This window comes from Rhizobium sp. Root1212 (assembly GCF_001424985.1).
In the GTDB taxonomy this organism is placed as follows: domain Bacteria; phylum Pseudomonadota; class Alphaproteobacteria; order Rhizobiales; family Rhizobiaceae; genus Pararhizobium.
Window position 1 is genome coordinate 402814 of the sequence record NZ_LMDA01000012.1, and the last position, 26179, is coordinate 428992.

Genomic DNA, 26179 nt, shown 5'->3' on the forward strand with positions numbered 1-26179 from the left:
TCAGATCTCTCTGCCCATGATGACGGCGTTCATCAATTCCCGCGTCCTGAAGCCGATGGATTCGTAGAGGGCAATGGCAGCGCTGTTCGTTGTAAAGGCGTGCAGATACGGGCGCTCGTCCTTCTCGAAAATCCGCCCGCCGACATACAGCGAGAGCAGACGGCCGAACCCCTTGCCGCGCACATCGGGATGGGTGCAGACGCCGCTGAGTTCGGTGAAACCGGGTTGTTTCAGCCGTTCGCCGGCCATGGCGACAAGTCGCCCATTTTCCTTGATGCCCCAAAAGTCGCCGAGGCTCTGCGCATGGAGGGTGAAGGGGCCGGGTTTCGTCAGCATCGCGAGCGCCAGCATCTCTTCCGCATCTGCCGTCGTCAACGGCACGATCCGCGCGTCCTCGATGACGGGAAGGTGCTGTTCGGCCTGCATCTGTACCAGCTTTGCGCTCATTCGGACGGTAAACTGTTCTGGGACGCGGATGTCGTCGCGTTGCACGACCAGCAGCGTTTCGCCCGGCGAGGGCAGTTTTGCCAGCGCTTCCCAGCTTTCAACGTCGTCATCGCGCGGGCCGGCGAAGGTGTGGATGGGCGGACGGAACCGTTTCGCGCGGTCCGTGCCTTCGCCAAGGGCGGCATGGCGTGTTTCCAGCGCGCTCCAGATGGGACGGTCGAGAATGTGGTTCACGATTCTAGCTCCTGTCATCGCTTCGCTGTTTCAGGGAGCGGGTGGCAAGGCCGTCTTCGATGGCGGCCAGTTGTTCGAGGAGGGTGCCGGGGAGATCGCCGCAGAGATCGCGAACGGCGTCTTCGATCCGTGGCCAGATCCCGGCCTTCGCATGCTCGACGAGGTCACGGCCGCTCTCGGTGAGATCGACGATCTTCCGCCGCTGATCGTCTTCGTCGGGCTTCACCGCGAGATAGCCGAGATCGACAAGCTGGTTGACGCTACGGGTAATGGCCGGCTGGGTGATACCGAGTGCTTCCGCAAGATCGCCGATCGTCAGCGGCCCGAGCCGGTCGATGGCCGCGAGCATCGGGCATTGCCCCGCGCCGACCGGCAAATCCATCGCATCGACGATGGCCTGCGTATCGGCTTGCAGGCGTTCGCCGATGCGTTTCATGCGCGTGCCCAGACAGAGAAACCCCAGCGATTTGACGACGTCCTCAACCATGCTCATCTTCCGCATCCGTGTTATATAACAAGTTATATAACACGGTATGAAACTGTCCAGCGGATTTTTCATTGGGTCGAAGGTGAGGGCCTTTGAGGGAGGAGCATGAGGGTCGCGCGGCTCTGACGTTAGATGAGGCCGGTTGAGATTTCTGTTTTGTTTTAAATATTTTACACGAATGTCTTGAAACGGTTACATTCCTCCCCCATATTGGCCTCAACAAAGAATTCATCTCCGCCTGACCACGGATGTACTGGCAGTCGTCGAGATGGAGTGAGGAAGGTCGGTGCGAATTTCGCCCGGCCTTTTTTGTTGCCTGCGGGCATCGGAAAGACCGGCGGCTCGCACCGCCGCACTTTCAATCTTCAGTCCCTATTTCTCGCTGTCCATATGGGCGAGCATCGCTGCAGCATAGCGGGTTCCGGCCGCGGCACCCTTCGGCACGGCTGTTTCGATTGCGTCCATATCGGTACCGGTCAAGACGACCGCCTGGCTTGCCAGAGCCTCCTGCAACCGGTCGCGGCGGCGGGCGCCGACCAGCGGCACGATATCGCTGCCCTGGGCTGCGACCCAGGCGATGGCGATCTGCGCCACCGTCACGCCCTTCTCATCCGCGATCTTGCGCAGGGCCTCGACCAGAGCGAGGTTGTGATCGACGTTTTCCTGCTGGAAGCGCGGGCTGATCGCCCGGAAATCGCCTTTGGTCGCGCCGTCGCCCTTCTGCCAGTGGCCGCTGATCAGGCCACGCGACAGGACGCCATAGGCCGTGATGCCGATGCCAAGGTCCCTGCAGGTCGGCAGGATTTCATCCTCTATGCCACGCGAGATCAGCGAATATTCGATCTGCAGGTCCGAGATCGGATGCACGGCCGCCGCCCGCCGGATCGTCTCGGGGCCGACTTCCGAAAGACCGATGTGACGGACATAGCCTTCCTTCACCAGATCGGCGATTGCGCCGATGGTGTCCTCGATCGGCACGTTCGGATCGAGGCGGGAGGGACGGTAAATGTCGATATGATCGACACCGAGCCGCTGCAGCGTATAGGCGATGAAGGTGCGGATGGCGGCCGGGCGGCTGTCGTAACCGAGCCAGGCACCATCCGGCCCGCGGAATGCACCGAACTTCACGCTGAGCAGGACATCGTCGCGGTTGCGTCCCTTCAGGGCTTCGCCGATCAGCATTTCATTGTGGCCCATGCCATAGAAATCTCCGGTGTCCAGCAGGTTGATGCCGGCTTCGAGCGCTGCGTGGATGGTGGCGATGCTTTCGCTGCGATCGGCGGGGCCGTACATGCCCGACATGCCCATGCAGCCCAAACCAAGCGTGGAAACGAGCGGGCCGGTCCTGCCAAGTTGTACCGTTTTCATGTCATTCTCCTCTAATCCGTCAGATGTCGGTTGATCCGGAGACTGTTTTACAGCGACAGTTGTTGTGCGATAATCCGTACCCAGCCATACAGCTTGTGCGGAATTTTGAACAATGAGCGATTTACCTCTTGCCGATCTTGGTGCCTTTACCGCTGTCGCTCAAGAACGCAGTTTTCGCGCGGCGGCGATGAAACGCGGCGTTTCGGCCTCCGCCCTGAGCGAGGCCTTGCGGCGGCTGGAGCAGCGGCTCGGCGTGCGGCTTCTCAATCGCACGACCCGTAGCGTCACGGTTACCGAGGCGGGAGAGCGGCTGCTGGAGCGGCTGACCCCGGCGCTCGGCGATGTGGCGCTCGCGCTCGACCAGATCAACAGTTTTCGAGAGAGCCCCGCCGGCACCTTGCGGCTCAACGTGCCGACCGTCATCGCCATGACCGTTCTGCCGCCGATCGCGAACGCCTTCCTGAAGCTCTATCCCGACATCACCCTGGAAATCCGGGCGGAGGACAGTTTCATCGACGTGCTCGCCGCCGGTTTCGATGCCGGCATCCGCTACGACGAGCGGCTGGAGCGCGACATGATCGCCGTTCCGATCGGCCCGCGCCAGCAGCGTTATGTGACCGCCGCCGCACCCGCCTACATCGCCGCCCATGGCGTGCCGGCTCATCCCCACGATATTCTGGAGCATGTGACCATCCGCCACCGTTTCCTGAGCGGTGCCATGTCGCCCTGGGAGTTCGAGCGGGGAGAAGAAGTGATCCGCATCACGCCACCGGTGCGGCTGGTTGCCAATTCCGCCGACATGGAAGTGAAGGCGGCGATCGATGGCATCGGCATCATCAGGACGTTCGAGGATTTTCTCGGGTCGGCCATCGCCGAGGGCAAGCTGGTGCCGATCCTCGAAGACTGGATCTCGGTTTTTCCGGGGCCGTTCCTCTATTATGCCAGCCGCCGCCACATGCCGGCGCCGCTGCGCGCCTTCGTCGATTTCATTCGCCAGCAGCGGTAGTATCCCCATCACTATCGCCGATCCCACCATCAAGAACATTGAAATGTTCATGGATTGTTTCGGTCGATGTTTTGGGTTACGCAGTATTCTCAGAGTTTCGTTCGTGTTTTGTATTCAGGCGTCGTTGCAGGGGGAGTGATGATCGATCCGAAATCGGCACGGCGCGGCCTGTTCCTCGTCTTCGTCATCCTGTTTCTCGATGTCATGGGCATCGCCATCATCATGCCGGTGCTGCCCGCCTATCTGGAGGAACTGACGGGTGCGACGATCGGCGAGGCGGCGGTGGAGGGCGGCTGGCTGCTGCTCGTCTATTCCGGCATGCAATTTCTGTTCGCGCCGCTGATCGGCAATCTGTCGGATCGTTTTGGCCGACGGCCGGTGCTTCTCGCGTCGGTTCTCACTTTCGCATTCGACAATCTGATCTGTGCGCTGGCGACCTCCTACGGGATGCTGTTCGTCGGACGGGTTCTGGCCGGCATCAGCGGCGCGAGTTTCTCGACCGCGTCGGCCTATATCGCCGATGCCAGCGACGACAGCAATCGCGCCAAGAATTTCGGACTGATCGGCATAGCCTTTGGCACCGGCTTTGCGCTGGGGCCGGTGCTGGGCGGCGTGCTCGGCGAGTTCGGGCCGCGGGTGCCGTTCTTTGGCGCTGCAGCGCTGTCCTTCGTCAATTTCGCCGTTGCCTTCTTTCTGTTGCCGGAAACGCTGGCCCAGGAACATCGCCGCCGCTTCCAATGGAAACGTGCCAATCCGCTCGGCACGCTGAAGCAGATGCGCAACTATCCCGGCATCGGCTGGATATTGCTCGTCTTTTTCCTCTACTGGCAGGCCCATGCCGTCTATCCGGCGGTCTGGCCGTTCGTCACCTCGGAGCGCTATGGCTGGAGCGAGGGGCAGATCGGCCTGTCGCTCGGTATCTTCGGCATTTGCGGGGCCATCGTCATGGGCTTCGTGCTGCCGCGGGTGGTGCCGCTGCTCGGCGAGTGGAAGGCGGGCGTGGTGGGGCTCATTTTCACCGGGCTCGGGTTTTTCGGTTATGCCTTCGCCTTTCAGGGCTGGATGGTCTATGCCGTCATTCTTGCGACCTGTCTTGAGGCACTTGCCGACCCGCCGCTCAGGAGTATCGCCGCAGCCCAGGTACCGCCGTCCGCTCAAGGGGAACTGCAAGGGGCGCTCTCCAGCATATCGAGTTTCACGACGATCGTCGGCCCGCTCATGTTCACGCAGATCTTTGCGCACTTCACTGCACCGCAAGCGCCCGTGCATTTTGCCGGTGCGCCTTACCTCCTGAGCGCCGTCTTCACGATTTTCGCCATCGTCATCTATGTGATGCGGCTGCGGTCCAAAGCAGTGCCGGCGAGCGCATAGATGCGCAAAAATCCATCAGATTTTGTGATGTTTTGATGAAAAGATAAGCAATTTTGAGCCTATCGCTGGCCTTTGAAGGGTGCTTGCGCTATTTCCCATGGCACCCACCATGCGGCCATTGTCCGGCTGCGGTGAATCCAAGGCTATTCTTATCATGTTGACGAGGAACGAAAACCCAACGGAGGTTGGCACGAACAATGCGTGGTCTGCGCATTACCGCGCCAGCATTGTGCTCGGCATTCCCTTCATCGGCGCGCAGATCGCCCAGTTCGCCATCCATGCGACCGACGTGCTGATGGTCGGCCGTCTCGGCACCACCGAGCTTGCCGCGATGGTGCTTGCGGCGCAGATGTTCTTCACTGTCTTCATCTTCGGCTCCGGTTTTGCCAATGCCGTCGTGCCGATCGTCGCGCAAGCGGAAGGTCGGGGTGATCGTGTGGCGGTGCGCCGCGCCGTGCGCATGGGCATGTGGGCGGTGCTCGGCTACGGCGTGCTGACTGCACCGCTTCTGTGGAATGCGGAGCATGTACTCCGTTTCATGGGGCAGCAGCCAAAGGTGGCTGAACTGGCCGGCCACTACCTGCGCGTGGCGCAGTGGGGGATATTTCCGGCGCTCCTGTTCATGGTGCTGCGCGGTTTTCTGAGTTCGCTGCAGCGGGCCGGTGTCATCCTCTATGTCACGATCGCCATTCTCGCGGCCAATGCCGTGCTCTGCTATATCCTGATCTACGGTCATTTCGGCGCACCCGCATTGGGTATCGTCGGTGCGGGCTTCTCCGCACTGGTGGTCAACGCGCTGAGCTTCGTGCTGCTCTACATCTATATCCAGCGCATTCCGCAGACCCGCGATTACGAAATCTTCGTCCGCTTCTGGCGCTCGGATTGGCCGGTCCTCAAGGAAGTCGTGAAGCTCGGCCTGCCGATCGCGGTCACCGTGCTGGCGGAAGTCAGCCTGTTTACCGTCGCATCGCTGCTGATGGGCATGATCGGTACGGTCGAGCTTGCCGCCCACGGCATCGCCCTGCAATTCGCCTCCGTCGCCTTCATGGTGCCGCTCGGCCTCGCGCAGGTTGCGACGGTTCGTATCGGTCTCGCCCACGGCCGGGGCGATGCGGTGGGCATCAAGCGGGCGGCGATTTCGGTGCTGGTGCTCGGCTGCGCTTTCTCGGCCGTCGGTAGCCTTATCTTTGCGTTCTTCTCGCATGAGCTTGCGATGCTTTATCTCGACGTGCGCCGGCCGGATGCGATGGAGGTCATCGCCTATGCCGGGCCGCTGATCGTGATCGCCGGGGCCTTCCAGCTCGTCGATGGCGTGCAGGCGCTGGCCGCCGGCATGCTGCGGGGCTTGAAGGATACGACAGTGCCGATGATCTTCGCGCTGATCTCCTATTGGGCGATCGGTTTCGTCGCGGCCTATGTGCTGGCGTTTCCGCTCGGCTTCGGCGGCATCGGCGTCTGGTACGGCTTCGTTATCGGGCTGACGGCAGCGAGCACGTCGCTCACCTGGCGGTTCTTCCGCTTCCTGTCGCGGGAGCGCAAGATTCTGCAGCGGGCGGCTGCGGCCTGATCATCTGAACGCATAAAAAAAGGCCCGCATCGCGGGCCTTTTTTCGTGTCTGTTCTCAGCGCTCCGCGAGCGCCGGCTCGCCCTTCTTCTCCCTGACCATATTGATGAAACGGCGGAAGAGGTAGTGGCTATCCTGCGGGCCGGGCGAAGCTTCGGGGTGATGCTGCACCGAGAACACGTTCTTGCCCTTGACGCGCAGGCCGCAATTGGTGCCGTCGAACAGCGAGACGTGGGTTTCCTCGACGCTTTCCGGCAGCGACTTGGCATCCACGGCAAAGCCGTGGTTCATCGAGACGATCTCGACCTTGCCGGTCGTGTGGTCCTTCACCGGGTGGTTTGCGCCGTGATGCCCCTGGTGCATCTTTTCGGTCTTGGCGCCGAGCGCGAGGCCGAGCATCTGGTGGCCGAGGCAGATGCCGAAGACCGGGATGTCCGTCTCGATAAGGTTCTTGATGACCGGCACGGCATATTCGCCGGTGGCCGCCGGGTCGCCGGGGCCGTTGGACAGGAAGATGCCGTCCGGCTTCTGGGCCAGCACTTCTTCGGCTGTCGTCGTTGCCGGCATGACGGTGACCTTGCAGTCGAGGCCGGCAAACAGGCGCAGGATGTTGCGCTTCACGCCGAAATCCAGCGCGACGATGTGGTGGCGGGCCTTGTCTTCAGCGAGTTCGCCGTAGCCTTCGTTCCACACCCACGGCGTCTCGGTCCAGCGCGAGGACTGGCCGGAGGAGGCGGGCTTGGCGAGGTCGAGGCCTTCAAGGCCGCTCCAGGCGGCAGCTTCGGTTTTCAGGGCCTCGATGTCGAAATTGCCGTTCGGATCATGGGCGATGACGGCGTTCGGGGCGCCGTTTTCGCGAATCCAGGCCGTCAGCGCGCGGGTATCGATGCCGCTGAGGCCGATGATGCCGCGGCCCTTCAGCCAGTCGTCGAGATGCTTCGAGGCGCGATAGCTGGAAGGTTCGGTGATGTCGGCCTTGAAGATGACGCCGACGGCGCCGTGGCGGGCGGCGGGCGTCAGGTCTTCGATGTCTTCGTCATTGGTGCCGATATTGCCGATATGCGGGAAGGTGAAGGTGACGATCTGGCCGAGATAGGACGGGTCGGTGAGGATTTCCTCGTAGCCGGTCAGCGCCGTGTTGAAGCAGACTTCCGCCTGCACGCGGCCCGTCGCGCCGACGCCCTTGCCCTCGATGACGGTGCCGTCGGCAAGGACGAGCAGGGCGGTGGGTTTTTCGGTAGTCCAGGGAGCTGTCGCGGTCATCTCTTCTATCCCGTTCGTGTGACGGGAAGCGGGGAGACGCCTCCCGCGGCCGTGTGCCAAATCTCGTGCTCAGGCATGGGCGCGCGGAGACCCCGCGGTCGCTTGATGTCATGCCAATTTCGGTGCAGGTGCCGGAAAATAGTCCCACAGGTCCTTGGGGTCAACACCCGGCTGTGAATTGTTAATAAATAAAAAATCAATAAATTCAGATATTTGCCTAATCGGTTTGATTGTTTTGCCTGTGCTGGTCTAAGACAGCGGCAAATCATTCCCTTTGGCGGCAGGAGAAACCGACATGCGCGAGACGATCAACGAAGCCCTGAAGACCGCGATGAAGGCCAAGGAGGCGCGCCGCGTTTCGACGCTTCGCCTCGTGCAGGCGGCGATCAAGGAGCGCGACATCGCCAATCGCGGCGTCGGCAAGGACGCCGCTTCCGACGATGAGGTGCTGCAGATCCTCGCCAAGATGGTCAAGCAGCGCGAAGAATCGGCCAAGATCTACGAGGATGCCGGTCGTCCCGAGCTTGCGGCGCAGGAGCGCGAGGAAATCGCCATAATCGCCGGCTTCCAGCCGGAGCAGTTTTCCGAAGAGAAGGTGCGGGCGGTGACGGCCGAGGTGATCGCCGAAGTCGGTGCCCAGGGCATTCGCGACATGGGCAAGTGCATGGCGGTACTGAAGGAGCGCTACGCCGGCCAGATGGATTTCGCCAAGGCGTCGGCCGTTCTCAAGGAACTGCTGTCAGCGCTTTAATCGCGGCCGCGATCGGCGATACCGGCGGCCGTCGCCGATTTCGTGGCGCCGGCCGGGCCTGTGAATAGCGCGCATAGCCGATATCGGCTGTAGCATGGGGCGGCTTTGGCGCCTATATGGAGGCCTGACCAGAGGTTTCCATGCGCTTTTCCAATGCCTTTCTCGATGAGATACGTGACCGCGTTCCGATTTCGGACGTGATCGGCAAGCGCGTGACCTGGGACCGCAAGAAGACCAACCAGTCGCGCGGCGATTTCTGGGCCTGCTGCCCGTTCCACGGCGAAAAATCCCCGAGCTTTCACTGTGAAGATCGCAAGGGTCGCTACCATTGTTTCGGTTGCGGGGTCTCCGGCGATCACTTCCGGTTTTTGACCGATCTCGATGGCATGAACTTTCCCGAGGCCGTGCAGCAAATCGCCGATCTCGCCGGCGTCGCCATGCCGCAGCCGGATGCGGAAGCCGAGAAACGCGACCGCCAGCGCGCCAGCCTGCAGGACGTCATGGAAATGGCGACCCAGTTTTTTCAGGACCAGTTGCAGACGGCGAACGGCGCCAAGGCGCGGGCCTATCTGCGCGACCGCGGGCTGACCGGCCGCACCATCGAGACCTTCCGGCTGGGTTACGCGCCGGAAAGCCGCAATGCGCTGAAGGAATATCTGGCGAACAAGGGTGTGGTGAAGGAACAGATCGAGGCCTGCGGCCTTGTCGTGCACGGGCCGGATATTCCGGTTTCCTACGATAGGTTTCGCGATCGCATCATGTTTCCCATCCTCTCTTCACGGGAGAAGGTGATCGCCTTCGGCGGGCGGGCGATGTCACCGGATGCGCCGGCGAAATACCTCAATTCCAACGAGACGGAACTCTTTCACAAGGGCAACGTGCTCTATAATTTCGCCCGTGCCAGAAAGGCGATGTCGGGAGCCGATGGAGCCGGCACGATCATCGCTGTCGAAGGCTATATGGACGTGATCGCGCTGCATCAGGCCGGTATCGAAAATGCCGTTGCCCCGCTCGGCACGGCCCTCACCGAAAACCAGCTGGAACTGCTCTGGAAGCTGACGCAGCAGCCGGTGCTGTGCTTCGATGGTGATGGCGCCGGCCTGCGCGCCGCCAACCGGGCGGTCGATCTGGCTCTGCCGCATCTGAAGCCCGGCCGTTCCGTGCGCTTTGCGCTGTTGCCCGATGGCAAGGACCCGGACGATCTCGTGCGCACGGACGGGCGCGGCCCCTTCGACAAGGTGATGGCCGCAGCGCGTTCGCTTTCGGAGATGGTGTGGAGCCGCGAGGTGCAATCCGGAACCTTCGACACACCGGAAAAGCGCGCCGAGCTTGAAGCGACGCTGAAACAGGTGGTCTCGGTCATCGCCGATGAAAACGTGCGCCGCCACTACGGTCAGGATATCCGCGACCGGCTGAACGGCTTCTTTCAGGGCAGCAACCGCCAGGATTTCCAGCGCAATTTCGAGCGCGGCAATGGACGCGGCGGGGCGCGGGGACAGGGTGGACGTGGCAATGGCCCGGCCCAGCGCGAATCGGGCGGTATTTCGGATCGTCTGGCACGGTCCTCGCTGGTCACCGGCGGGCAGGCCTTGCCGGTGTTGCGCGAAAGCGTGCTGGCGCTGACGATCGTCAACCATCCGCAGCTGCTGTTTGAGGAATACGACGAGATTTCCGCGATCGAATACGACAATCGCGATCTCCAGCGCTTCTGGTCCTCGGTGCTGAATGCGGCGGCGGCCAAGGGGCCGCGCCTTTCCCGCGACGGGCTGGTGGAACAGCTGGAGGCCGATGGTTTCGGCGCGCTGTTGAAGACGCTCGACCAGCAGATCCGTTTCGCCCGGCTCTGGACGGCGACGGTGGACGCCGCACCGGAAGATGCCCGCGAAGGCTATCTGCAGGCGCTCTCGCTGCACAAGCGTACCAAAGCGCTGCTCTGGCAGCGGCACGAGCTTGAAATGGAACTCGGCCACGCCACGGAAGAGGGCGATCTCGACAGCGTCGACCAGATATTGCGCACGCTGCAGGAGGTGCAGTTCGAGGTCACCCGGCTGGAAAACCAGGAGGCGATCATCGATGGCTTCGGCGTGCTTTCCGGCCGGGTCAAAGGCCCGGCCGGAAAATAAGAGTTGCTTGCGATGAACGATGTTACCAGCTCACTCTTCAACGGAAACGGAACGAAGAACCCGCTCGACGTTCTGAAAACCGTCTATGGCTATTCGGCTTTTCGCGGCAAGCAGGCCGATGTCATTGAGCGTGTGACGGCGGGTGGCGATGCGGTCGTGCTGTTTCCGACCGGGGCCGGTAAGTCGCTCTGCTTCCAGATTCCGTCCCTATGCCGGAATGGTGTCGGCATCGTCGTTTCGCCGCTGATTGCGCTGATGCGCGATCAGGTGGAGGCTTTGAAGCAGCTTGGCGTCAACGCGGCGGCGCTCAATTCGTCGCTTACCCGCGACGAGGCTTTTGCCGTGCGCGATGCCTTGCGGGCGGGAAAGCTCGATCTGCTCTATGTCACGCCCGAGCGTATCCTGACGCCGTCGTTCCGCGATCTGATCGGCAGTGCGAAGATTGCGCTGTTCGCCATCGACGAGGCGCATTGCGTGTCGCAATGGGGACATGATTTCCGGCCGGAATATCGCGAGCTGGGCCAGCTGGGCGAGCATTTCCCCGGCGTGCCGCGCATTGCGCTGACGGCAACCGCCGATCCGCATACGCGCGAAGATATCATCGAGCGGCTCGGCCTGCAGGGCGCGGCGGTGTTTACCACCAGCTTCGACCGGCCGAACATTGCCTATGAAATCGTCGAGCGCGACCAGCCGCGCCAGCAGCTTTTGCGGTTCCTGTCGCGGCATGAGGGTTCAAGCGGCATCGTCTATTGCCTGTCGCGTGCCAAGGTCGAGGATACCGCGGAGTGGCTGAACACGCAGGGCATCCGTGCCTTGCCCTATCATGCCGGCATGGACCGGGCGTTGCGCGATGCCAATCAGGATGCCTTCCTGAAGGAGGAAAACCTCTGCCTCGTGGCGACGGTCGCCTTCGGCATGGGCATCGACAAGCCGGATGTGCGCTATGTCGCCCATCTCGATCTGCCGGGTTCGGTGGAGGCCTATTATCAGGAAACCGGGCGCGCGGGGCGTGACGGCCTGCCATCGGATGTCTGGATGGCCTACGGGCTCGCCGACGTGATCCAGCGGCGGCGGATGATCGACGAGGGTAGTGCTGCCGACGATATCAAGCGCGTGGAGCGCGCCAAGCTCAATGCGCTGCTCGCGATTTGCGAGACGGCCTCCTGCCGGCGGCAGGCGATCCTCGCCCATTTCGGCGAGCCGCATCCCGGCCGCTGCGAGAACTGCGACACCTGCCTGAAGCCGGTCGATACCTGGGACGGTACGGAAGCTGCGATCAAGGCCCTGGCTGCGGTTTACCGCACCGGCGAGCGCTTTGGCACCGGCCATGTCATCGATGTGCTGATGGGGGTTGAAAACGAGAAGACGCAGCGGTTTGGCCATGCCGACATGCCGGTCTTCGGGGCGGGCAAGGATATCCCGGCCAAAACCTGGCAGTCGGTGTTCCGGCAGCTACTCGCCGCCGGCCTGATCAGCATCGACCATTCCGCCTTCGGGGCGATGAAGCTCGAGCCGGAGGCGCGTGCGGTGTTCAAGCGCGAGCGCGAGGTGCGTTTCCGCAAGGACCGGCCGAGCCTCGGCAAGGCCAAGGCCGGTAACCGCTCGGCGGCGGCTTCTGCGGCGCGCAGCACGCTGTCGGATCGCGATGGGGAGCTGTTCCAGGCGCTCAGGACCGTGCGGGCGACGCTGGCGCGCGAACTGAACGTGCCGCCTTACGTCATCTTTCCGGATACGACGCTCATCGCGCTCGCCAAGGAGCGACCTTCGGATGAGGACGAGTTGCTTGATATTCCGGGGATCGGCCAGTCCAAGCGCGAGCGCTATGGAGCGATTTTCCTCAAGGCCATTCGCGAGCACGAGGGCGGGTAGGCGAAAGCGGCGTTTGCCGCATCACCCCCCTCTGTCAGCTTTGCTGACATCTCCTCCTCAGGGGGGGAGATCGGGAGCAAGGGGCGGCCTCCTGCCAATCTCCCCCCTTGAGGGGGAGATGCCCGACAGGGCAGAGGGGGTGCGCGGCATCTATCAAAGCTGCGATCTGACACCCATTGGGCCTCGCCCCGAGATAGGCTATGACAATCCACATGCCGCCAATCGGGAGCACCTCATGTCGTCGCCGGAACTCTTCGTCACTTTCCTGATCACTACCGCGATCTTTGCCTATATTCCGGGTCCCGCCATGCTCTATGCGGCAGCACAGACCATGGCGCGCGGGCGCTGGTCCGGTTTCATGGCGACGCTCGGCATTCATCTCGGCTGCTATGTGCATGTGATCGCGGCCGCCGCCGGGCTTTCCGTGCTCTTTCATGCGGTGCCGGCGCTTTACATGGCGGTCAAGCTCGGCGGGGCCGCCTATCTCGTCTGGCTCGGCCTGTCGCTGATGCGCGCCAAGGCGGAGGACGGCGCGGCGTCCGCTGGCTTTGCGCCGAAATCGGGAAAGCGCGCCTTTTTCGAGAGCATCACCGTCGAAGTACTTAATCCGAAGACGGCGCTGTTTTTCCTCGCCTTCCTGCCGCAGTTCATCGATCCTGCCGCGGGACAGCCGGTCTGGCTGCAATTCCTGCTGCTCGGCACGATCGTCAACTGCATCTTCTCGTCGGCCGATATCGTCTGCGTGCTGCTTGCAAGCGCCGTCATGAAGCGGCTGCAGCGTTCTGGCCGGGCACAGAGGCTGTTGCAGCGGGCAGGCGGCACGGTGCTCGTCGGGCTCGGCGCGCATCTGGCCCTGCAGCGCAGCTGATTACATCCGGACCGTCATGCCGCCGTCGACGGTCAGCACATGGCCGTTGACGAAGGAGGCGGAAGGGCTGGCGAGGAACAGCGCGGCGCCGGCGATCTCATCCGGCCGCGCCCAGCGTTGCACCGGAATGCGCTGGCGCACGAAGGGCATCAACTCCTCGTTGGCGGCCATGGCGGCATTGGTTTCCGTGGCAAACCAGCCGGGAGCGATGGCGTTGCTGGTGATGCAGAAGGGGCCGAATTCGACGGCCATGCTGCGCATCAGGCCAGTCAGCCCCTGCTTGGCGACGGGATAGACGCCGTCCGAGGGCATGGCCACATGGCCGTTGATCGAGGTGATCGAGATCAGCCGACCATAATTGTTCTTCTTCATCAGCAGAGCCGAATCGCGGGCGAGCGTCGTGGCCGCGATCAGGTCGGTGCGGATGAGGTCGAGGATGGCGTCGTCTTCCATCTCGGCCAACGAACGGCGGTCGCGGGCGCCGACATTGTTGACGAGGATATCGAGCCGGCCATGCCGCTGTTGGATATCGGCAAGGGCCGCGCGCTGGGCCTGCCGGTCGGCGATGTCGAAGGCCGCGGTTTCAACACGGCCACCTTGGCTGGCGATGCTCGCTGCTGCTGCATCGAGGGTCGCGGCGGTGCGGCCGGTGATGACGACATGGGCGCCGGCTTCGGAGAGAGCCTTGGCGATTTCGAAGCCAAGGCCCCGACCGCCACCGGTCACCAGCGCCACCTGGCCTTCAAGGGAAAATCTATCGAAAATACTCATGTCTTGTCATGGCATGGCCGGCCCGGTTTTTTCAACCGGGAAGGCCAGATCTTGCCACGTGGGGGAGCATCCTCTGTCGTGACAACATCGCCTGTCGTCGCCGCCTTGGCTGGACTGGGGGCGGGAATATGTTAGGTCTTTTCGCAATTCCCCCATCTTGGAGTCCAAGCCATGTCGTCTGCCTTCATCGATCACCTTTCCCGCGAACTCGAAGGATTGAAGTCGGCGGGTCTCTACAAGACCGAGCGCGTCATCACCTCCAAGCAGAGCGGCGAAATCCAGGTCGCTTCCGGCCAGAAGGTCCTGAATTTCTGCGCCAACAACTATCTCGGCCTCGCGGACAATGCCGAACTGACCGAGACCGCCAAGCAAGCGCTCGACCGTTACGGCTACGGCATGGCCTCCGTCCGTTTCATCTGCGGCACGCAGGAAGAGCACAAGCAACTGGAGGCGCGCATCTCCTCCTTCCTCGGGCTCGAAGACACCATCCTCTATTCCTCCTGCTTCGACGCCAATGGCGGCCTGTTCGAAACGCTGCTCGGCGAAGAGGATGCCATTATCTCCGACGCGCTGAACCATGCCTCGATCATCGATGGCGTCCGGCTCTCGAAAGCCAAGCGCTTCCGCTATGCCAACAACGACATGGCGGCGCTGGAAGAGGAGCTGAAGAAGGCGGAAGGCAGCCGCTTCAAGCTGATCGCCACGGATGGCGTGTTTTCGATGGACGGCATCATCGCCAATCTCGCCGGTGTCTGCGATCTCGCGGAAAAATACGGCGCGATGGTGATGGTCGATGACAGCCACGCCGTCGGCTTTGTCGGCAAGCATGGACGCGGCTCGGCGGAATATTGCGGCGTCGAGGGACGGGTGGATATCATCACCGGCACGCTCGGCAAGGCGCTGGGCGGCGCTTCCGGCGGCTATACCTCGGGCAAAAAGGAAGTGATCGACTGGCTGCGCCAGCGTTCGCGCCCGTATCTGTTCTCCAACACGCTGGCGCCGGTCATCGCGGCGGCATCGCTGAAGGTGTTCGACCTGATCGACCAGGGCGATGCGCTCAGGGCACGGCTGGAGGCGAATTCGGCGCTCTTCCGCAGCGAAATGTCGAGGCTGGGCTTTACGCTGGCAGGCGAGGGGCATCCGATCATCCCGGTCATGCTCGGCGATGCGGCGCTGGCGCAGGAAATGGCGTCCCGCATGCTGGAAAAGGGCGTCTATGTGATCGGCTTCTCCTTCCCGGTCGTGCCGCGCGGGCAGGCACGCATCCGCACCCAGATGTCGGCAGCACACAGCGAAGCCGATGTCCGCCGGGTCATCTCGGTGTTCGAGGAGGTCGGCCGTTCGCTCGGCGTTATCAGCTAAGGCCAAACGGTAACCGGCCCCGCCATTTGTGGCGAGGCCGGCTTCCGGGCCGCAAAGGCTCCGTATTATTCTTCGATCGTATATTCGCCGAGTTCGCAGAGGTTCTGCGTGTCGGTGGTCGTGGTCAGTTCGTCGCCCTGAAATTCGAAGCGCATGTCGTAGTTACAGACGTCGCGACCATCGGCAATGGTGATTTCGATCGTTTCGCCGGGGTTAAGCACCTGCTGGCCGAAAATGTCGTCTTCCCACTTTTCGACGCCGACCGGCGAGGCGTGGAAATTGTTGAGCACGGAATTGGTGCCGTTCTTCAGCTTGAAGACCAGATCTTCCGCATGGGCGGTCGAGCCCGCGAAGATGACGGCGGCTGCAAGAGCGGCAAGTTTAAGGCTGTTCATATTATCGTTCCCTAGAGGTTCAGCTTGGGCTAGCCCATTGAATTAACGCGCTTTTTATGAAGGGAACCGATGAACGGACGATGAATGCGCGTCCTCTCAAACAGAAGCGGTTTAAGTGGCCGTTTTTCAATATATCTGTTATTTCAATGAGTTGTCTGCGCAATGCGCTCTTTTTGCTGAAACCGGTGGGCGAACGCGCCCAATAATGTTCCAAAAGCACAGCCTGAAAACGCAAAACCCGCCGCCTTTCGCGGGCGACGGGTTGTCGGCCTGATGGGTTAGTTCAGGACCTGAACGACGGTGTAGGTGTTCGGATCGACGATCACGCGCTGGTTGTTGACCACGGCATAGGCGTAGCGCTGGTCTTCCGGCACGGGCGTCAGAATGACCTCGCGGGGAATGGGCTTGCCGACGACGACCTGCTGCTGCACCACGATGGGCTGCGGCGCGGGCTGCTGCTGGACATAGGTGACGACCTTGGCCGGGGGCGGATCGATCGTGCCGGCGGCGACTGCACCGATGACGCCGCCGACGCCGGCGCCGATGGGACCTGCAATGATGGCGCCGGTTGCGGCGCCGCCGACCATGCCGGTGACCGTGGCTTCCTGTGCGGCGGCAGTGGTCGCGAGGGCTGCAAGGGCAGCCGCAGTGATAAGCATCTTGTTCATGACGTTCTCCTTTCGAAATGATGGCCGGAAAACGTGGCTGCGGCGATTTCGTTCCTGCTGGTCCCCCTCGAAAGCGTGACCACATGGCTTGTCGGGCTTTGCGAAACGATTGAAAACGTACCGGATCGGCGGATATTCCGCCGAGGCCTGGTTTCTGTCCTAGCACCTTGATTTTTAGCGTCTTTGGGCAACGCGAAGTGATTTTATTCGGCGGCGAAATGCTCTAATGTCCGCCGCATGCCTCCCCTTTTCGATGATCTGCAATGGCCGGAAGGCCGGGCGAGGCGCCGCATACCGTGGAGGGTACGATGACCAATATGATGAAGGCGCTCGTCAAGGCAAAGCCGGAGGTCGGGCTTTGGATGGAGCATGTGCCCGTGCCGGAACCCGGCCCGAATGATGTCCTGATCCGCGTGCGCAAGTCGGCGATCTGCGGCACCGACGTCCATATCTGGAACTGGGACCAGTGGGCGCAGAAGACCATCCCCGTGCCGATGGTCGTCGGCCATGAATTCGTCGGCGAGATTGCTCAGATCGGCTCCTCCGTCACCAAGTACAAGGTCGGCGAGCGCGTGTCGGGCGAGGGGCACATCGTCTGCGGCAAATGCCGCAATTGCCGCGCCGGCCGTGGTCATCTCTGCCACTACACCAAGGGCGTCGGCGTCAACCGTCCCGGCTCCTTCGGCGAGTTCGTCTGCATTCCCGAATACAATGTCGTGCCGATCCCGGACGACGTGCCGGATGAGGTCGCTGCGATCTTCGATCCCTTCGGCAATGCCGTGCACACGGCGCTGTCCTTCGATCTCGTCGGCGAGGACGTGCTCGTCACCGGCGCGGGGCCGATCGGCATCATGGGCGCGATGGTCGCCAAGCGCTCCGGCGCGCGCAAGGTGGTCATCACCGACATCAATCCCGTCCGTCTCGATCTCGCCCGCAAGGTCGGCATCGATTATGTCGTTGATGCCTCGAAGGAGGATCTTGCCGACGTGATGAACCAGATCGGCATGACCGAAGGTTTCGACGTCGGTCTCGAAATGTCGGGTGCGCCGCCGGCCTTCCGCTCGATGATCGATACGATGAACAATGGCGGCAAGATCGCCATTCTCGGCATCGCCCCGGACGGTTTCGGCATCGACTGGAACAAGGTCATCTTCAAGATGCTGACCCTGAAGGGCATCTATGGCCGCGAGATGTTCGAGACCTGGTACAAGATGATCGCCTTCGTACAGGGCGGGCTTGATCTTTCCCCGATCATCACCCACCGCATCGGCATCGACGATTTCCGTGAAGGTTTTGAAGCGATGCGCTCGGGCAATTCCGGCAAGGTGGTGATGGACTGGGGCGTCTGATGCTCGAATAAGCTCAAGCCGCGGGCGTCTGCTCGCGGCAGAGAGCTTCGAAGGCTTCGCCGGCGCGACTGCGGTAGCGCTGGCTATGCCGCAGGAAATAATAGGGGCGGGGAAAGGCCGGCATATTCAGCTGCCGGACCTGCCCGCTCTGCAAAACCGCCTTCACCACGCTGCGTGACAGAAGCGTCGCGCCCATGCCGGCGATGACCGCGCCCAGCACAGCCTCGTTCTCCGGCATGATCAGCGGCACCTTGAGGCTTTCCAGCGCAACGCCGCCATCGGTGATGATCCGCTCGAAAGCGTAGCGCGTGCCGGAACCTTCCTCGCGCAGCACCCAGTCGATTTCGGGAAAATTCTCAACGCGGCGCGGGCGACCGTCCGCCCAGGGGTGATCGGGTGCGACGACGACGATCATCTCGTCGATATCGGCAACGGATTTCGTCAGTTCCTTCGCATCGCTCATCCATTCGATAACGCCGATTTCAACCTCGCCGGCCGTCACCGCATGGCTGGTTTCGACGGAATTGCCGATGCGTACGGCGATCTCGATGCCGGGATAGCGGCGGCGGTAGAGGGCCAACCGCTCCGGCAGCCAGTAGGAGCCGACGGTCTGGCTGGCCATCACCGAGAGCCGGCCGCGCATCAGGCCGCTCAGATCGTTGAGTGCTGCTTCGGCGACCCTCGCTTGGTTCAGCACCGCCTGAGCCTCTGCCAGAAAGCTGCGGCCTGCCTGATTGAGCACGATCATGCGCCCGACCCGGTCGAAGAGGCGAATGTCGTGCCGGGTTTCCAGCGCCGAGATAGCGGCACTGACGGCCGATTGCGTCATGTTCAAGCGCTCGGCCGCGCGGGTGATGTGCTCCAGTGCCGCGACTTCGACGAAGATGCGCAATTGGTCGAGAGTCATGGTTTGGCTCGATTGATCGATTTTATCGAATGAATATAGCAAAACAATTCGTTGGAGTCGATTTATTCGTAGCGTTATCCCTTGGCCAGTCCTTTGACGAGAGCCTTTCCCATGTCGATCCACATCGCCCTGCCGCACCAAACCCGCACCCACGGTCGCACCGCCCGCAACATCCGGCATTTCACGCCCAATTGGTTTGCGGCCAGCATGGGCACCGGCGCCATGTCGCTGGTGCTCGGCCAGTTTCCGTCCCTGCCGGTGGCGTCCATGCTGGGGGAGGGGCTTTTCGTGCTGAATGGCCTGCTCTTCTTCTGCCTGACGCTCGCCTATGCGGCAAAGTGGGTCTGTTTCCCGCGGGATGCATTACGGCTTTTCGACCATCCGGTCGCCTCGATGTTTCTCGGCTGCATTCCCATGGCATTTGCCACCGTCATCAACGGTGCGGTGCTTTATCTTGTGCCAAAGGGGCTGATCGCAGCGGAGGTGGTGGCGCGGTTCTGGTGGAGTGATGTGCTGCTGGCCCTCGGCATCGGCCTTATGGTGCCTTTCATGATGTTCACCCGGCAGGAGCATGCGATCGAGCGAATGAGCGCGGTGTGGCTGCTGCCGGTCGTTGCGGCCGAAGTGGTTGCGGCGAGCGGTGCGCTGCTGCTGCCGCATCTTTCGAGTGGTTCGGAGCAGTTGAGCGTGCTTCTGGCGAGCTATGTGCTTTGGTCCTGCTCGGTGCCGCTGGCGCTCGGCATTCTCGTCATCCTGTTCCTGCGCCTTGTGCTTCACAAGCTGCCGCCGGTCTCCATGGCCGCGACGAGCTGGCTGGCGCTCGGGCCGCTCGGCACCGGCGCGCTTGCGCTGATCCTGTTTTCCGCCAACGGAACGCCGGTGCTGGAGGCCGCCGGGCTTGGGCCGCTTGCTCCGGCCATGGCAGGGGCAAGCCTGATGGGCGCCTTTCTGCTCTGGGGGTACGGCATCTGGTGGTTCTGCGTCGCGGTCCTAGTCACCATCCGTCATCTGCGCGAGGGCCTGTCCTTCGACCTCAGCTGGTGGGGCTATACCTTTCCGCTCGGCGTCTTTACGCTGGCAACGCTGAAGCTTGCCGGCCTCTTCCCGGTGCGCGGTCTTGAAATCTTCGCCGACGGGCTGGCGGTGGCGCTTGCCGCGATCTGGCTGGTCGTTGCGGGCAAGACGATCCATGGCGCCTGGAGCGGCAAGCTGTTTCACGATCCCAGCCTCGGAGAAGGCGCGTAAGGCGGTTCCGCCGTCCGTTTTCCGTGGCGGCGGCGATTCCTTCGGAGTTGCAGTCCGTTGCAGGCCGACTCGAAAGTTGAGCGAGACTCTACATTAGCAATTGCCGTACCCCTTGTCTTTTAGGGGCGAACGCCTACATCTGCCGCAGGAAGCCGGAATTCCAGTCTGCGAGTTGGAATTCAGCGTTTTTTACCGAATCGAACGGTTTTTGACCGGAAACGCTTGACGGAGCGGAAATTTCTGGGAATCAACCATTCTGGCGAAGAAGGTGAAAATGGGTACGGCGGTTACGGCAATCATGCAAGTGGTCTTTCAAGTGTCCTGCTGTCGCAGCCGGCCGCATCATCCACGGTGACTGTCGTGGTTAATCAGGAATTAAACATCATCCCGTTACGTCAGGGGTAATGATTCGCGGTGGCAGGCCGAAAGGTTTCCGCCCGTCATAAGAATGCTTGTCCAGGGAAAGCGACGAAGAATGGCAACCAAAGTCAAAGAGAACGAAGAAGCAGAAGCCGAACGCGAAGGCGCTCCCGATGGCCCGCTTCTCGATCTCTCGGATGACGCCGTCAAGAAGATGATCAAGGCCGCCAAGAAGCGCGGCTACGTCACCATGGACGAACTCAACTCCGTTCTGCCCTCCGAAGAAGTGACTTCCGAGCAGATCGAAGACACGATGGCGATGTTGTCCGACATGGGCATCAACGTCGTCGAGGACGAGGAAGTCGATGAAGCCGCTGCCGGCGAAGACGACAGCAGCGACGATGACAGCGAAAGCGAAGGCGGAGAACTCACCTCTTCCGGCGGCACCGCGCTTGCGACCGCCAAGAAGAAGGAACCGACCGACCGTACCGACGATCCGGTGCGCATGTACCTGCGCGAAATGGGCTCGGTCGAGCTACTGTCGCGCGAGGGCGAAATCGCTATCGCCAAGCGCATCGAGGCCGGCCGCGAAACGATGATCGCAGGCCTCTGCGAGAGCCCGTTGACGTTCCAGGCCATCATCATCTGGCGCGACGAACTCAACGAAGGCCAGACGCTGCTGCGCGAGATCATCGATCTCGAAACCACCTATTCCGGTCCCGAGGCCAAGGCTGCGCCGCAGTTCCAGAGCCCGGAAAAGATCGAGGCAGACCGCAAGGCTGCCGAGGAAAAGGAAAAGACCCGCAAGGCGCGCTCCTCCGACGACGACATCACCAATGTCGGCGGCGAGGGCCTTCCGCCGGAGGAAGAGGAAGAGGACGACGACGAGTCGAACCTGTCTCTTGCTGCGATGGAAGCCGAACTGCGCCCGCAGGTCATGGCGACCCTCGACACCATCGCCGACACCTACAAGAAGCTGCGCAAGCTGCAGGACCAGCAGGTGGAAGCCCGCCTGCAGGCGACCGGTACGCTGTCTCCCGCCCAGGAGCGCCGCTACAAGGAGCTGAAGGACGAGCTGATCACCGCCGTCAAGTCGCTGTCGCTCAACCAGAACCGCATCGACAGCCTCGTCGAGCAGCTCTACGACATCTCCAAGCGCCTGATGCAGAACGAAGGCCGCCTGCTGCGCCTTGCCGAAAGCTACGGCGTCAAGCGTGATTCGTTCCTCGAGCAGTATTCCGGCGCGGAACTTGATCCGAACTGGATGAAGTCGATTTCCAACCTCGCCGCCAAGGGCTGGAAGGAATTCGCCAAGAACGAAGGCACGATGATCCGCAACATCCGCGCCGAGATCCAGAATCTCGCCACGGAAACCGGTATCTCGATCGCGGAATTCCGTCGCATCGTCTCCATGGTCCAGAAGGGCGAGCGCGAAGCGCGCATCGCCAAGAAGGAAATGGTCGAGGCCAACCTGCGTCTGGTGATCTCGATCGCCAAGAAGTACACGAACCGCGGCCTGCAGTTCCTCGATCTCATTCAGGAAGGCAACATCGGCCTGATGAAGGCGGTTGATAAGTTCGAGTACCGTCGTGGCTACAAGTTCTCGACCTATGCGACCTGGTGGATCAGGCAGGCGATCACCCGCTCGATCGCCGACCAGGCCCGCACGATCCGTATTCCGGTGCACATGATCGAGACGATCAACAAGATCGTCCGCACCTCGCGCCAGATGCTGCACGAAATCGGCCGCGAGCCGACGCCGGAAGAACTGGCTGAAAAGCTCGCCATGCCGCTCGAAAAGGTCCGTAAGGTCCTGAAGATCGCCAAGGAGCCGATCTCGCTCGAAACCCCGGTGGGTGACGAAGAGGATTCGCATCTCGGTGACTTCATCGAGGACAAGAACGCGCTACTGCCGATCGACGCCGCCATTCAGGCGAACTTGCGCGAGACGACGACCCGCGTTCTGGCATCGCTCACGCCGCGCGAAGAGCGTGTGCTGCGCATGCGCTTCGGCATCGGCATGAACACCGACCACACGCTCGAAGAAGTCGGCCAGCAGTTCTCGGTGACGCGCGAACGTATTCGTCAGATCGAAGCGAAGGCGCTGCGCAAGCTGAAGCACCCGAGCCGCTCCCGCAAGCTCCGCTCGTTCCTCGACAGCTGATCGGGACGAGAGAGACAAGTTTTAAAAAAGCCGGGCAATTCGCCCGGCTTTTTTATTGGCGGTTCCGGTATGCGGGTGGGCACGGCCGTTTCTTTTCCGGGACAATGGCCGGATTGAGCGTTCGAGAACGTTAGGCAAACCGAACTTTGCTGCGCTGCAATGCTTGGTCCTGCAACTTCACGATGTTAGGCTTTCGATCGCTGGGGCTACTGCGTGTGATAGTGGAGCAGCCCAATGACGAAGACTGTTGTGAATGCGGTAGGCAAGACCCTCTCTTATAGCGGGGCTTCGACGGCCTGGTTTTCTGCCGTTGGATCGACCTCGATCCTGAATGGCTCGGCCGGAAACGATTCACTCTGGGGCAGCGCCGATGTCCGGGTGGTGATGAAGGGTGGGGCAGGCGACGATATCTATTATCTCTATTCCGCTGATAACACGGCGGAAGAGGGGACCGGCCAAGGGGTCGATACGATCTCGACCTGGATGAGCTATACGCTTCCCGCCAATATCGAGAATCTTGACGTGACTGGAAACGGGCGCCACGCTTTTGGCAACGCTGCCGACAACATCATTTGCGGCGGTTCCGGCGCACAGACGCTCTTTGGTGGGCGGGGCAATGATGTGCTCTCCGGTGGCGCCGGCGCAGACACGTTTTTGTTCGAGCGCGGGGCGGGGAGCGATCTCATCACTGATTTCCGTGCAGACGATACGGTGCGCCTGAAAGGTTACGGTCTGACGTCCTTCGAGCAAGTGATGGGGAGGCTCAGTCAGAAGGGCGATAACCTGAGTCTCGATCTTGGTAATGGCGAAAAGCTCGTCTTTGCCGACACGCGGGCCGAGGACCTGAAGGTGGAACAGTTCGATCTGTCGATCGACAAAAGCCACGTGACCCGGAGTTTCTTCGACAATTTCTCGACGCTTTGGCTTCGCAGCGACAAGGGCGGCATCTGGGACGCAAAGTTTCCCTGGGCACCGGAAAGCGGCGGCACGCTGCATACGAACGGCGAACAGCAATGGTACGTCAACCCGACCTATGCGCCGACGCGGTCGCTCAATCCCTTTACCGTCAACAACGGTATTTTGACGATTGATGCCGCGCCGGTGCCCGACGGCGCGCAGCAGGCTGTCGGCGGCCGCGCCTATACGTCCGGCATGCTGACCACCCATTCATCCTTCGTGCAGACGTATGGCTATTTCGAAATCAGGGCGGATATGCCGAATGATCGGGGAGCATGGCCGGCATTCTGGCTGTTGCCGGAAGACGGCAAATGGCCGCCGGAACTGGATGTCGTGGAGATGCGAGGACAGGAGCCCCAGACGATTCATACGACCGTCCATTCGATGGAAACGGGTTCGCATACGATGAAGCACACGGCGACGGACGTCCCGACCACGGACGGATTTCACAATTACGGTCTGCTTTGGACCAAGGATGAACTGGTCTGGTATTTCGACGATGTCGAGATCGCACGGGCGGCAACGCCCTCGGATATGCACGATCCGATGTATATGGTCGTCAATCTGGCGGTCGGGGGTGCTGGCGGCACGCCGTCGGGTGATTTTGCCGATGGTGCGCAGATGAAGATAGACTATGTCCGCGCCTATTCACTGGATTCGGATTGGGCGGTCTGACTGACTTTGCCTGACTATTCGCCGGGCTGCAGAACGCCGGCCCGGCGTCATTGTTGTTGAAACGAAAATTCACTGTTGTTTTGACGCCGGCACTCAACCATCTTGCAGGCGCGCTCGACAGCCAGAAGGACATCAGCATGAAGCTCCAGCTTTTTCGCAACGCCACCCTGAAGCTCGATTATGCCGGCCGTACCGTGCTGATCGATCCCTATCTGGCGCCGAAACATTCGCTGCCGTCCTTCACCGGCCGGTCGCCCAATCCGACGGTCGAGTTGCCGGTTTCGATCGACGATATTCTTGAGGGTGTGGAAATGGTGATCGTCTCTCACCTTCACACGGATCATTTCGACGATGTCGCCAAGGAGCGGCTGCGCAAGGACCTGCCGATCTTCTGTCAGCCGGGCGATGAAGAGGAAATTCGTGAAGCGGGCTTTACCGACGTCACGCCGCTGACCGACCGTGCCGTCTGGAGCGGCCTGACGCTGACCCGCCGCGAAGGTAGCCACGGCCTTGGCCCGGTGGTCGATCTCATGGGGGCGGTCATGGGTTTCAGTCTGGAAGGCGAGGGCGAGCCGAGCGTCTATTGGGCCGGCGACACCGTGCTTTACCCGCCGGTCGAAAAGACGATCCGAGACACGCGCCCGAATGTGATCGTCACCCACTCCTGCGGGGCGAAATGGAATGGTGACCTGATCGTCATGGATGCGGCCGAAACGGTCGCGGTTTGTGAACTGGCGCCGGCAGCAACTGTCGTTGCCGTGCATATGGAAGCGCTGGACCATGCGACGGTGAGCCGCGCGGATTTACGGGCGGCAGCGGACGTCAGGGGCGTTTCGGCCTCGCAGCTCCGCATTCCGGCGGATGGCGAGGCGCTTTCGCTCTGACGGCAAAAGCGGTAGTGCGCTCTTGATATTTCGGTCTTGCCCGCCAAAGTGAAGGGCTCGTCCCGCCGGTTTCCGGGACGGCGGGTGTGAAGGCAATGATGCAGCAGAATGAAAAGCGGGACTGGCGAGAGCTGAGATGGGGCACGATCATCTCGGTCGCGCTCCACGTCGTCGTTGGCGGCATCCTGCTCTATCAACTGCCAATGCCGGATTTCACGCCGCCTGAGGAAGAGACCGTCAGCGTCGAGATGGTGCCGCCGCCACCGGAGGAAAAAGCCGAGGAACCGCCGGAAGAAAAGCAGGCGGAGCCGCCACCTCCGGCCGCCGAAGAGAAGCAGCAACAGGAACAGCCTCCGGCCCAGCCGGCAGCAGAGAAGGTGCCGATCCCGGTGCTGCGCCCCGTCTATGAATTCGCCGAAAAGGCGACGGGCAGCGCCGATGCCAAGGATGGCGATGCCACCGCCGAGGCCGCCAAGCCACCGCCCGAAAAGACCGTCGAGCCGGAAACCAAGCCGGTTGAGCCGGCGAAGACGGAAGAGGTCGAGAAAAAGCCGGAGGTCGAGACGCTATCTGCGCAGAGCCAGGCTGATCTTGCCGATGCCGTCGAGCCATTGCCGGAAGCTGCCGAAGCAAAACCTGAAAAGCCCGATGTGGTGGAGCCTGAACCGGAAAAACTGGACGTTACCGCAGACATTCCGGAGGCGAAGAAGCTGTTTTCGGAAAAAATCAGCGAAGACCCGATCGCCCGGGAGGCGATGGGCAATCTGTCACGCGGCCAGCGCATCGCCCGGCTGTGCAGCAGCGAGCTTTATTCCCAGCTGAGGAACGGATCGCCCTCCTACAATGCCGAACTGGTGCCGTCCTTCGAGCTGCCGAAGGGCAATGTGCTCAAGGTGCCGCACGCGGCCTTCCGTTCCAAAAATCGTTGGTACGATCTGGCTTTCCGCTGCGAGGTTGATGCCGAGGGCATGGTCGTCCGCTCCTTCGGTTTCGATATCGGGAAGGAAGTGCCGAAAAGCGAGTGGCGGAAACGGGGCTTTCCATCGTCGTAAGATGATGGGACCTGAGGGAACTGTATCTCTATCGTTCC

At 61.7% G+C, this 26179-nt stretch carries 22 protein-coding genes; 14 read left to right on the forward strand and 8 right to left on the reverse strand.

All coding sequences use genetic code 11. From position 1 onward, the window contains the following. From ASC86_RS14010 to ASC86_RS14020, 3 genes are all read right to left on the reverse strand, one after another. Window positions 1–681: a GNAT family N-acetyltransferase gene (locus ASC86_RS14010; RefSeq protein WP_056322023.1), complete on the reverse strand. Its 681-nt coding sequence runs from the start codon at window positions 679–681 to the stop codon at window positions 1–3. Window positions 682–685: 4 nt separating this feature from the next. Continuing rightward, on the reverse strand, window positions 686–1168 hold the full coding sequence (locus ASC86_RS14015) for a MarR family transcriptional regulator (RefSeq protein ID WP_056322026.1): 483 nt from the start codon (window positions 1166–1168) through the stop codon (window positions 686–688). Window positions 1169–1540: 372 nt separating this feature from the next. Beyond that, window positions 1541–2536 carry an aldo/keto reductase gene (locus ASC86_RS14020; RefSeq protein ID WP_056322030.1) on the reverse strand — a complete coding sequence of 332 codons (996 nt, stop codon included), beginning with the start codon at window positions 2534–2536 and terminating at the stop codon, window positions 1541–1543. A 112-nt stretch (window positions 2537–2648) separates the two neighbouring features. On the opposite strand from ASC86_RS14020, the gene ASC86_RS14025 reads away from it, so the two are divergent. The 3 genes from ASC86_RS14025 to ASC86_RS14035 all read left to right on the forward strand — a co-directional run bounded on the left by ASC86_RS14025 (window position 2649) and on the right by ASC86_RS14035 (window position 6480). After that, window positions 2649–3542, forward strand: coding sequence for a LysR substrate-binding domain-containing protein (locus tag ASC86_RS14025; protein ID WP_056322032.1), 894 nt, complete (start codon window positions 2649–2651; stop codon window positions 3540–3542). Window positions 3543–3680: 138 nt separating this feature from the next. Beyond that, a complete protein-coding gene (locus ASC86_RS14030) occupies window positions 3681–4913 on the forward strand; it encodes a TCR/Tet family MFS transporter (protein ID WP_056322034.1) in 1233 nt (410 codons plus the stop codon). A gap of 154 nt (window positions 4914–5067) precedes the next feature. Next, the gene (locus ASC86_RS14035; RefSeq protein WP_056322623.1) at window positions 5068–6480 is read left to right on the forward strand and encodes an MATE family efflux transporter; all 1413 of its coding nucleotides are present in this window, start codon (window positions 5068–5070) and stop codon (window positions 6478–6480) included. Between the two features lie 55 nt (window positions 6481–6535). Here ASC86_RS14035 and carA read toward each other — a convergent pair whose 3' ends face one another. Further along, a complete protein-coding gene (gene carA, locus ASC86_RS14040; RefSeq protein WP_056322037.1) occupies window positions 6536–7741 on the reverse strand; it encodes a glutamine-hydrolyzing carbamoyl-phosphate synthase small subunit in 1206 nt (401 codons plus the stop codon). A gap of 295 nt (window positions 7742–8036) precedes the next feature. On the opposite strand from carA, the gene ASC86_RS14045 reads away from it, so the two are divergent. The 4 genes from ASC86_RS14045 to ASC86_RS14060 all read left to right on the forward strand — a co-directional run bounded on the left by ASC86_RS14045 (window position 8037) and on the right by ASC86_RS14060 (window position 13352). Next, on the forward strand, window positions 8037–8492 hold the full coding sequence (locus tag ASC86_RS14045; protein ID WP_056322040.1) for a GatB/YqeY domain-containing protein: 456 nt from the start codon (window positions 8037–8039) through the stop codon (window positions 8490–8492). A gap of 140 nt (window positions 8493–8632) precedes the next feature. Beyond that, a complete protein-coding gene (gene dnaG, locus ASC86_RS14050; protein ID WP_056322043.1) occupies window positions 8633–10615 on the forward strand; it encodes a DNA primase in 1983 nt (660 codons plus the stop codon). A gap of 12 nt (window positions 10616–10627) precedes the next feature. Further along, window positions 10628–12484 (forward strand): DNA helicase RecQ, encoded by a 1857-nt coding sequence (gene recQ, locus ASC86_RS14055; RefSeq protein WP_056322626.1) that lies wholly within the window; start codon window positions 10628–10630, stop codon window positions 12482–12484. A 235-nt stretch (window positions 12485–12719) separates the two neighbouring features. After that, window positions 12720–13352 carry a LysE family translocator gene (locus ASC86_RS14060; RefSeq protein ID WP_056322045.1) on the forward strand — a complete coding sequence of 211 codons (633 nt, stop codon included), beginning with the start codon at window positions 12720–12722 and terminating at the stop codon, window positions 13350–13352. On the opposite strand, the gene ASC86_RS14065 is transcribed toward ASC86_RS14060, so the two are convergent. Beyond that, the gene (locus ASC86_RS14065; protein ID WP_056322048.1) at window positions 13353–14123 is read right to left on the reverse strand and encodes an SDR family oxidoreductase; all 771 of its coding nucleotides are present in this window, start codon (window positions 14121–14123) and stop codon (window positions 13353–13355) included. Between the two features lie 171 nt (window positions 14124–14294). Here ASC86_RS14065 and ASC86_RS14070 point away from each other — a divergent pair, with 171 nt between their 5' ends. After that, complete coding sequence (locus ASC86_RS14070) at window positions 14295–15485, forward strand: glycine C-acetyltransferase (RefSeq protein ID WP_056322050.1); 1191 nt, start codon at window positions 14295–14297, stop codon at window positions 15483–15485. 65 nt (window positions 15486–15550) lie between these two features. On the opposite strand, the gene ASC86_RS14075 is transcribed toward ASC86_RS14070, so the two are convergent. Both ASC86_RS14075 and ASC86_RS14080 read right to left on the reverse strand, forming a co-directional pair. Further along, window positions 15551–15880 carry a hypothetical protein gene (locus ASC86_RS14075; protein ID WP_056322053.1) on the reverse strand — a complete coding sequence of 110 codons (330 nt, stop codon included), beginning with the start codon at window positions 15878–15880 and terminating at the stop codon, window positions 15551–15553. A gap of 278 nt (window positions 15881–16158) precedes the next feature. Next, window positions 16159–16548, reverse strand: coding sequence for a DUF1236 domain-containing protein (locus ASC86_RS14080; protein WP_056322056.1), 390 nt, complete (start codon window positions 16546–16548; stop codon window positions 16159–16161). A 308-nt stretch (window positions 16549–16856) separates the two neighbouring features. Between ASC86_RS14080 and tdh the strand changes: the two genes are divergently transcribed. Continuing rightward, window positions 16857–17897 (forward strand): L-threonine 3-dehydrogenase, encoded by a 1041-nt coding sequence (gene tdh, locus ASC86_RS14085; RefSeq protein WP_056322629.1) that lies wholly within the window; start codon window positions 16857–16859, stop codon window positions 17895–17897. A 13-nt stretch (window positions 17898–17910) separates the two neighbouring features. Here tdh and ASC86_RS14090 read toward each other — a convergent pair whose 3' ends face one another. After that, window positions 17911–18804 carry a LysR family transcriptional regulator gene (locus tag ASC86_RS14090; RefSeq protein ID WP_056322058.1) on the reverse strand — a complete coding sequence of 298 codons (894 nt, stop codon included), beginning with the start codon at window positions 18802–18804 and terminating at the stop codon, window positions 17911–17913. A gap of 111 nt (window positions 18805–18915) precedes the next feature. Here ASC86_RS14090 and ASC86_RS14095 point away from each other — a divergent pair, with 111 nt between their 5' ends. The 5 genes from ASC86_RS14095 (at window position 18916) to ASC86_RS14115 (ending at window position 26141) form a co-directional block, all read left to right on the forward strand. After that, the gene (locus tag ASC86_RS14095; RefSeq protein WP_056322061.1) at window positions 18916–20049 is read left to right on the forward strand and encodes a TDT family transporter; all 1134 of its coding nucleotides are present in this window, start codon (window positions 18916–18918) and stop codon (window positions 20047–20049) included. 475 nt (window positions 20050–20524) lie between these two features. After that, window positions 20525–22573 (forward strand): RNA polymerase sigma factor RpoD, encoded by a 2049-nt coding sequence (gene rpoD, locus ASC86_RS14100; protein ID WP_056322063.1) that lies wholly within the window; start codon window positions 20525–20527, stop codon window positions 22571–22573. Between the two features lie 234 nt (window positions 22574–22807). After that, window positions 22808–24205 carry a family 16 glycosylhydrolase gene (locus tag ASC86_RS14105; RefSeq protein ID WP_056322066.1) on the forward strand — a complete coding sequence of 466 codons (1398 nt, stop codon included), beginning with the start codon at window positions 22808–22810 and terminating at the stop codon, window positions 24203–24205. Between the two features lie 53 nt (window positions 24206–24258). Further along, window positions 24259–25089 carry an MBL fold metallo-hydrolase gene (locus ASC86_RS14110; protein ID WP_348270770.1) on the forward strand — a complete coding sequence of 277 codons (831 nt, stop codon included), beginning with the start codon at window positions 24259–24261 and terminating at the stop codon, window positions 25087–25089. Between the two features lie 95 nt (window positions 25090–25184). Further along, entirely contained in the window at window positions 25185–26141 is a 957-nt protein-coding gene (locus tag ASC86_RS14115; RefSeq protein ID WP_056322068.1) for a DUF930 domain-containing protein, read from the forward strand. Window positions 26142–26179 lie beyond the last annotated feature (38 nt).

Excerpts from the sequence above, each read along its gene's own strand:
- tdh (WP_056322629.1), top strand. The coding sequence starts at position 16,857 with ATGACCAATATGATGAAGGCGCTCGTCAAGGCAAAGCCGGAGGTCGGG.
- ASC86_RS14060 (WP_056322045.1), top strand. The coding sequence starts at position 12,720 with ATGTCGTCGCCGGAACTCTTCGTCACTTTCCTGATCACTACCGCGATC.
- rpoD (WP_056322063.1), top strand. The coding sequence starts at position 20,525 with ATGGCAACCAAAGTCAAAGAGAACGAAGAAGCAGAAGCCGAACGCGAA.
- ASC86_RS14070 (WP_056322050.1), top strand. The coding sequence starts at position 14,295 with ATGTCGTCTGCCTTCATCGATCACCTTTCCCGCGAACTCGAAGGATTG.
- ASC86_RS14015 (WP_056322026.1), bottom strand. The coding sequence starts at position 1,168 with ATGGTTGAGGACGTCGTCAAATCGCTGGGGTTTCTCTGTCTGGGCACG.
- ASC86_RS14035 (WP_056322623.1), top strand. The coding sequence starts at position 5,068 with ATGTTGACGAGGAACGAAAACCCAACGGAGGTTGGCACGAACAATGCG.
- ASC86_RS14115 (WP_056322068.1), top strand. The coding sequence starts at position 25,185 with ATGATGCAGCAGAATGAAAAGCGGGACTGGCGAGAGCTGAGATGGGGC.
- ASC86_RS14045 (WP_056322040.1), top strand. The coding sequence starts at position 8,037 with ATGCGCGAGACGATCAACGAAGCCCTGAAGACCGCGATGAAGGCCAAG.
- dnaG (WP_056322043.1), top strand. The coding sequence starts at position 8,633 with ATGCGCTTTTCCAATGCCTTTCTCGATGAGATACGTGACCGCGTTCCG.
- ASC86_RS14030 (WP_056322034.1), top strand. The coding sequence starts at position 3,681 with ATGATCGATCCGAAATCGGCACGGCGCGGCCTGTTCCTCGTCTTCGTC.
- ASC86_RS14080 (WP_056322056.1), bottom strand. The coding sequence starts at position 16,548 with ATGAACAAGATGCTTATCACTGCGGCTGCCCTTGCAGCCCTCGCGACC.
- recQ (WP_056322626.1), top strand. The coding sequence starts at position 10,628 with ATGAACGATGTTACCAGCTCACTCTTCAACGGAAACGGAACGAAGAAC.
- ASC86_RS14075 (WP_056322053.1), bottom strand. The coding sequence starts at position 15,880 with ATGAACAGCCTTAAACTTGCCGCTCTTGCAGCCGCCGTCATCTTCGCG.
- carA (WP_056322037.1), bottom strand. The coding sequence starts at position 7,741 with ATGACCGCGACAGCTCCCTGGACTACCGAAAAACCCACCGCCCTGCTC.
- ASC86_RS14095 (WP_056322061.1), top strand. The coding sequence starts at position 18,916 with ATGTCGATCCACATCGCCCTGCCGCACCAAACCCGCACCCACGGTCGC.
- ASC86_RS14105 (WP_056322066.1), top strand. The coding sequence starts at position 22,808 with ATGACGAAGACTGTTGTGAATGCGGTAGGCAAGACCCTCTCTTATAGC.
- ASC86_RS14025 (WP_056322032.1), top strand. The coding sequence starts at position 2,649 with ATGAGCGATTTACCTCTTGCCGATCTTGGTGCCTTTACCGCTGTCGCT.
- ASC86_RS14065 (WP_056322048.1), bottom strand. The coding sequence starts at position 14,123 with ATGAGTATTTTCGATAGATTTTCCCTTGAAGGCCAGGTGGCGCTGGTG.
- ASC86_RS14020 (WP_056322030.1), bottom strand. The coding sequence starts at position 2,536 with ATGAAAACGGTACAACTTGGCAGGACCGGCCCGCTCGTTTCCACGCTT.
- ASC86_RS14090 (WP_056322058.1), bottom strand. The coding sequence starts at position 18,804 with ATGACTCTCGACCAATTGCGCATCTTCGTCGAAGTCGCGGCACTGGAG.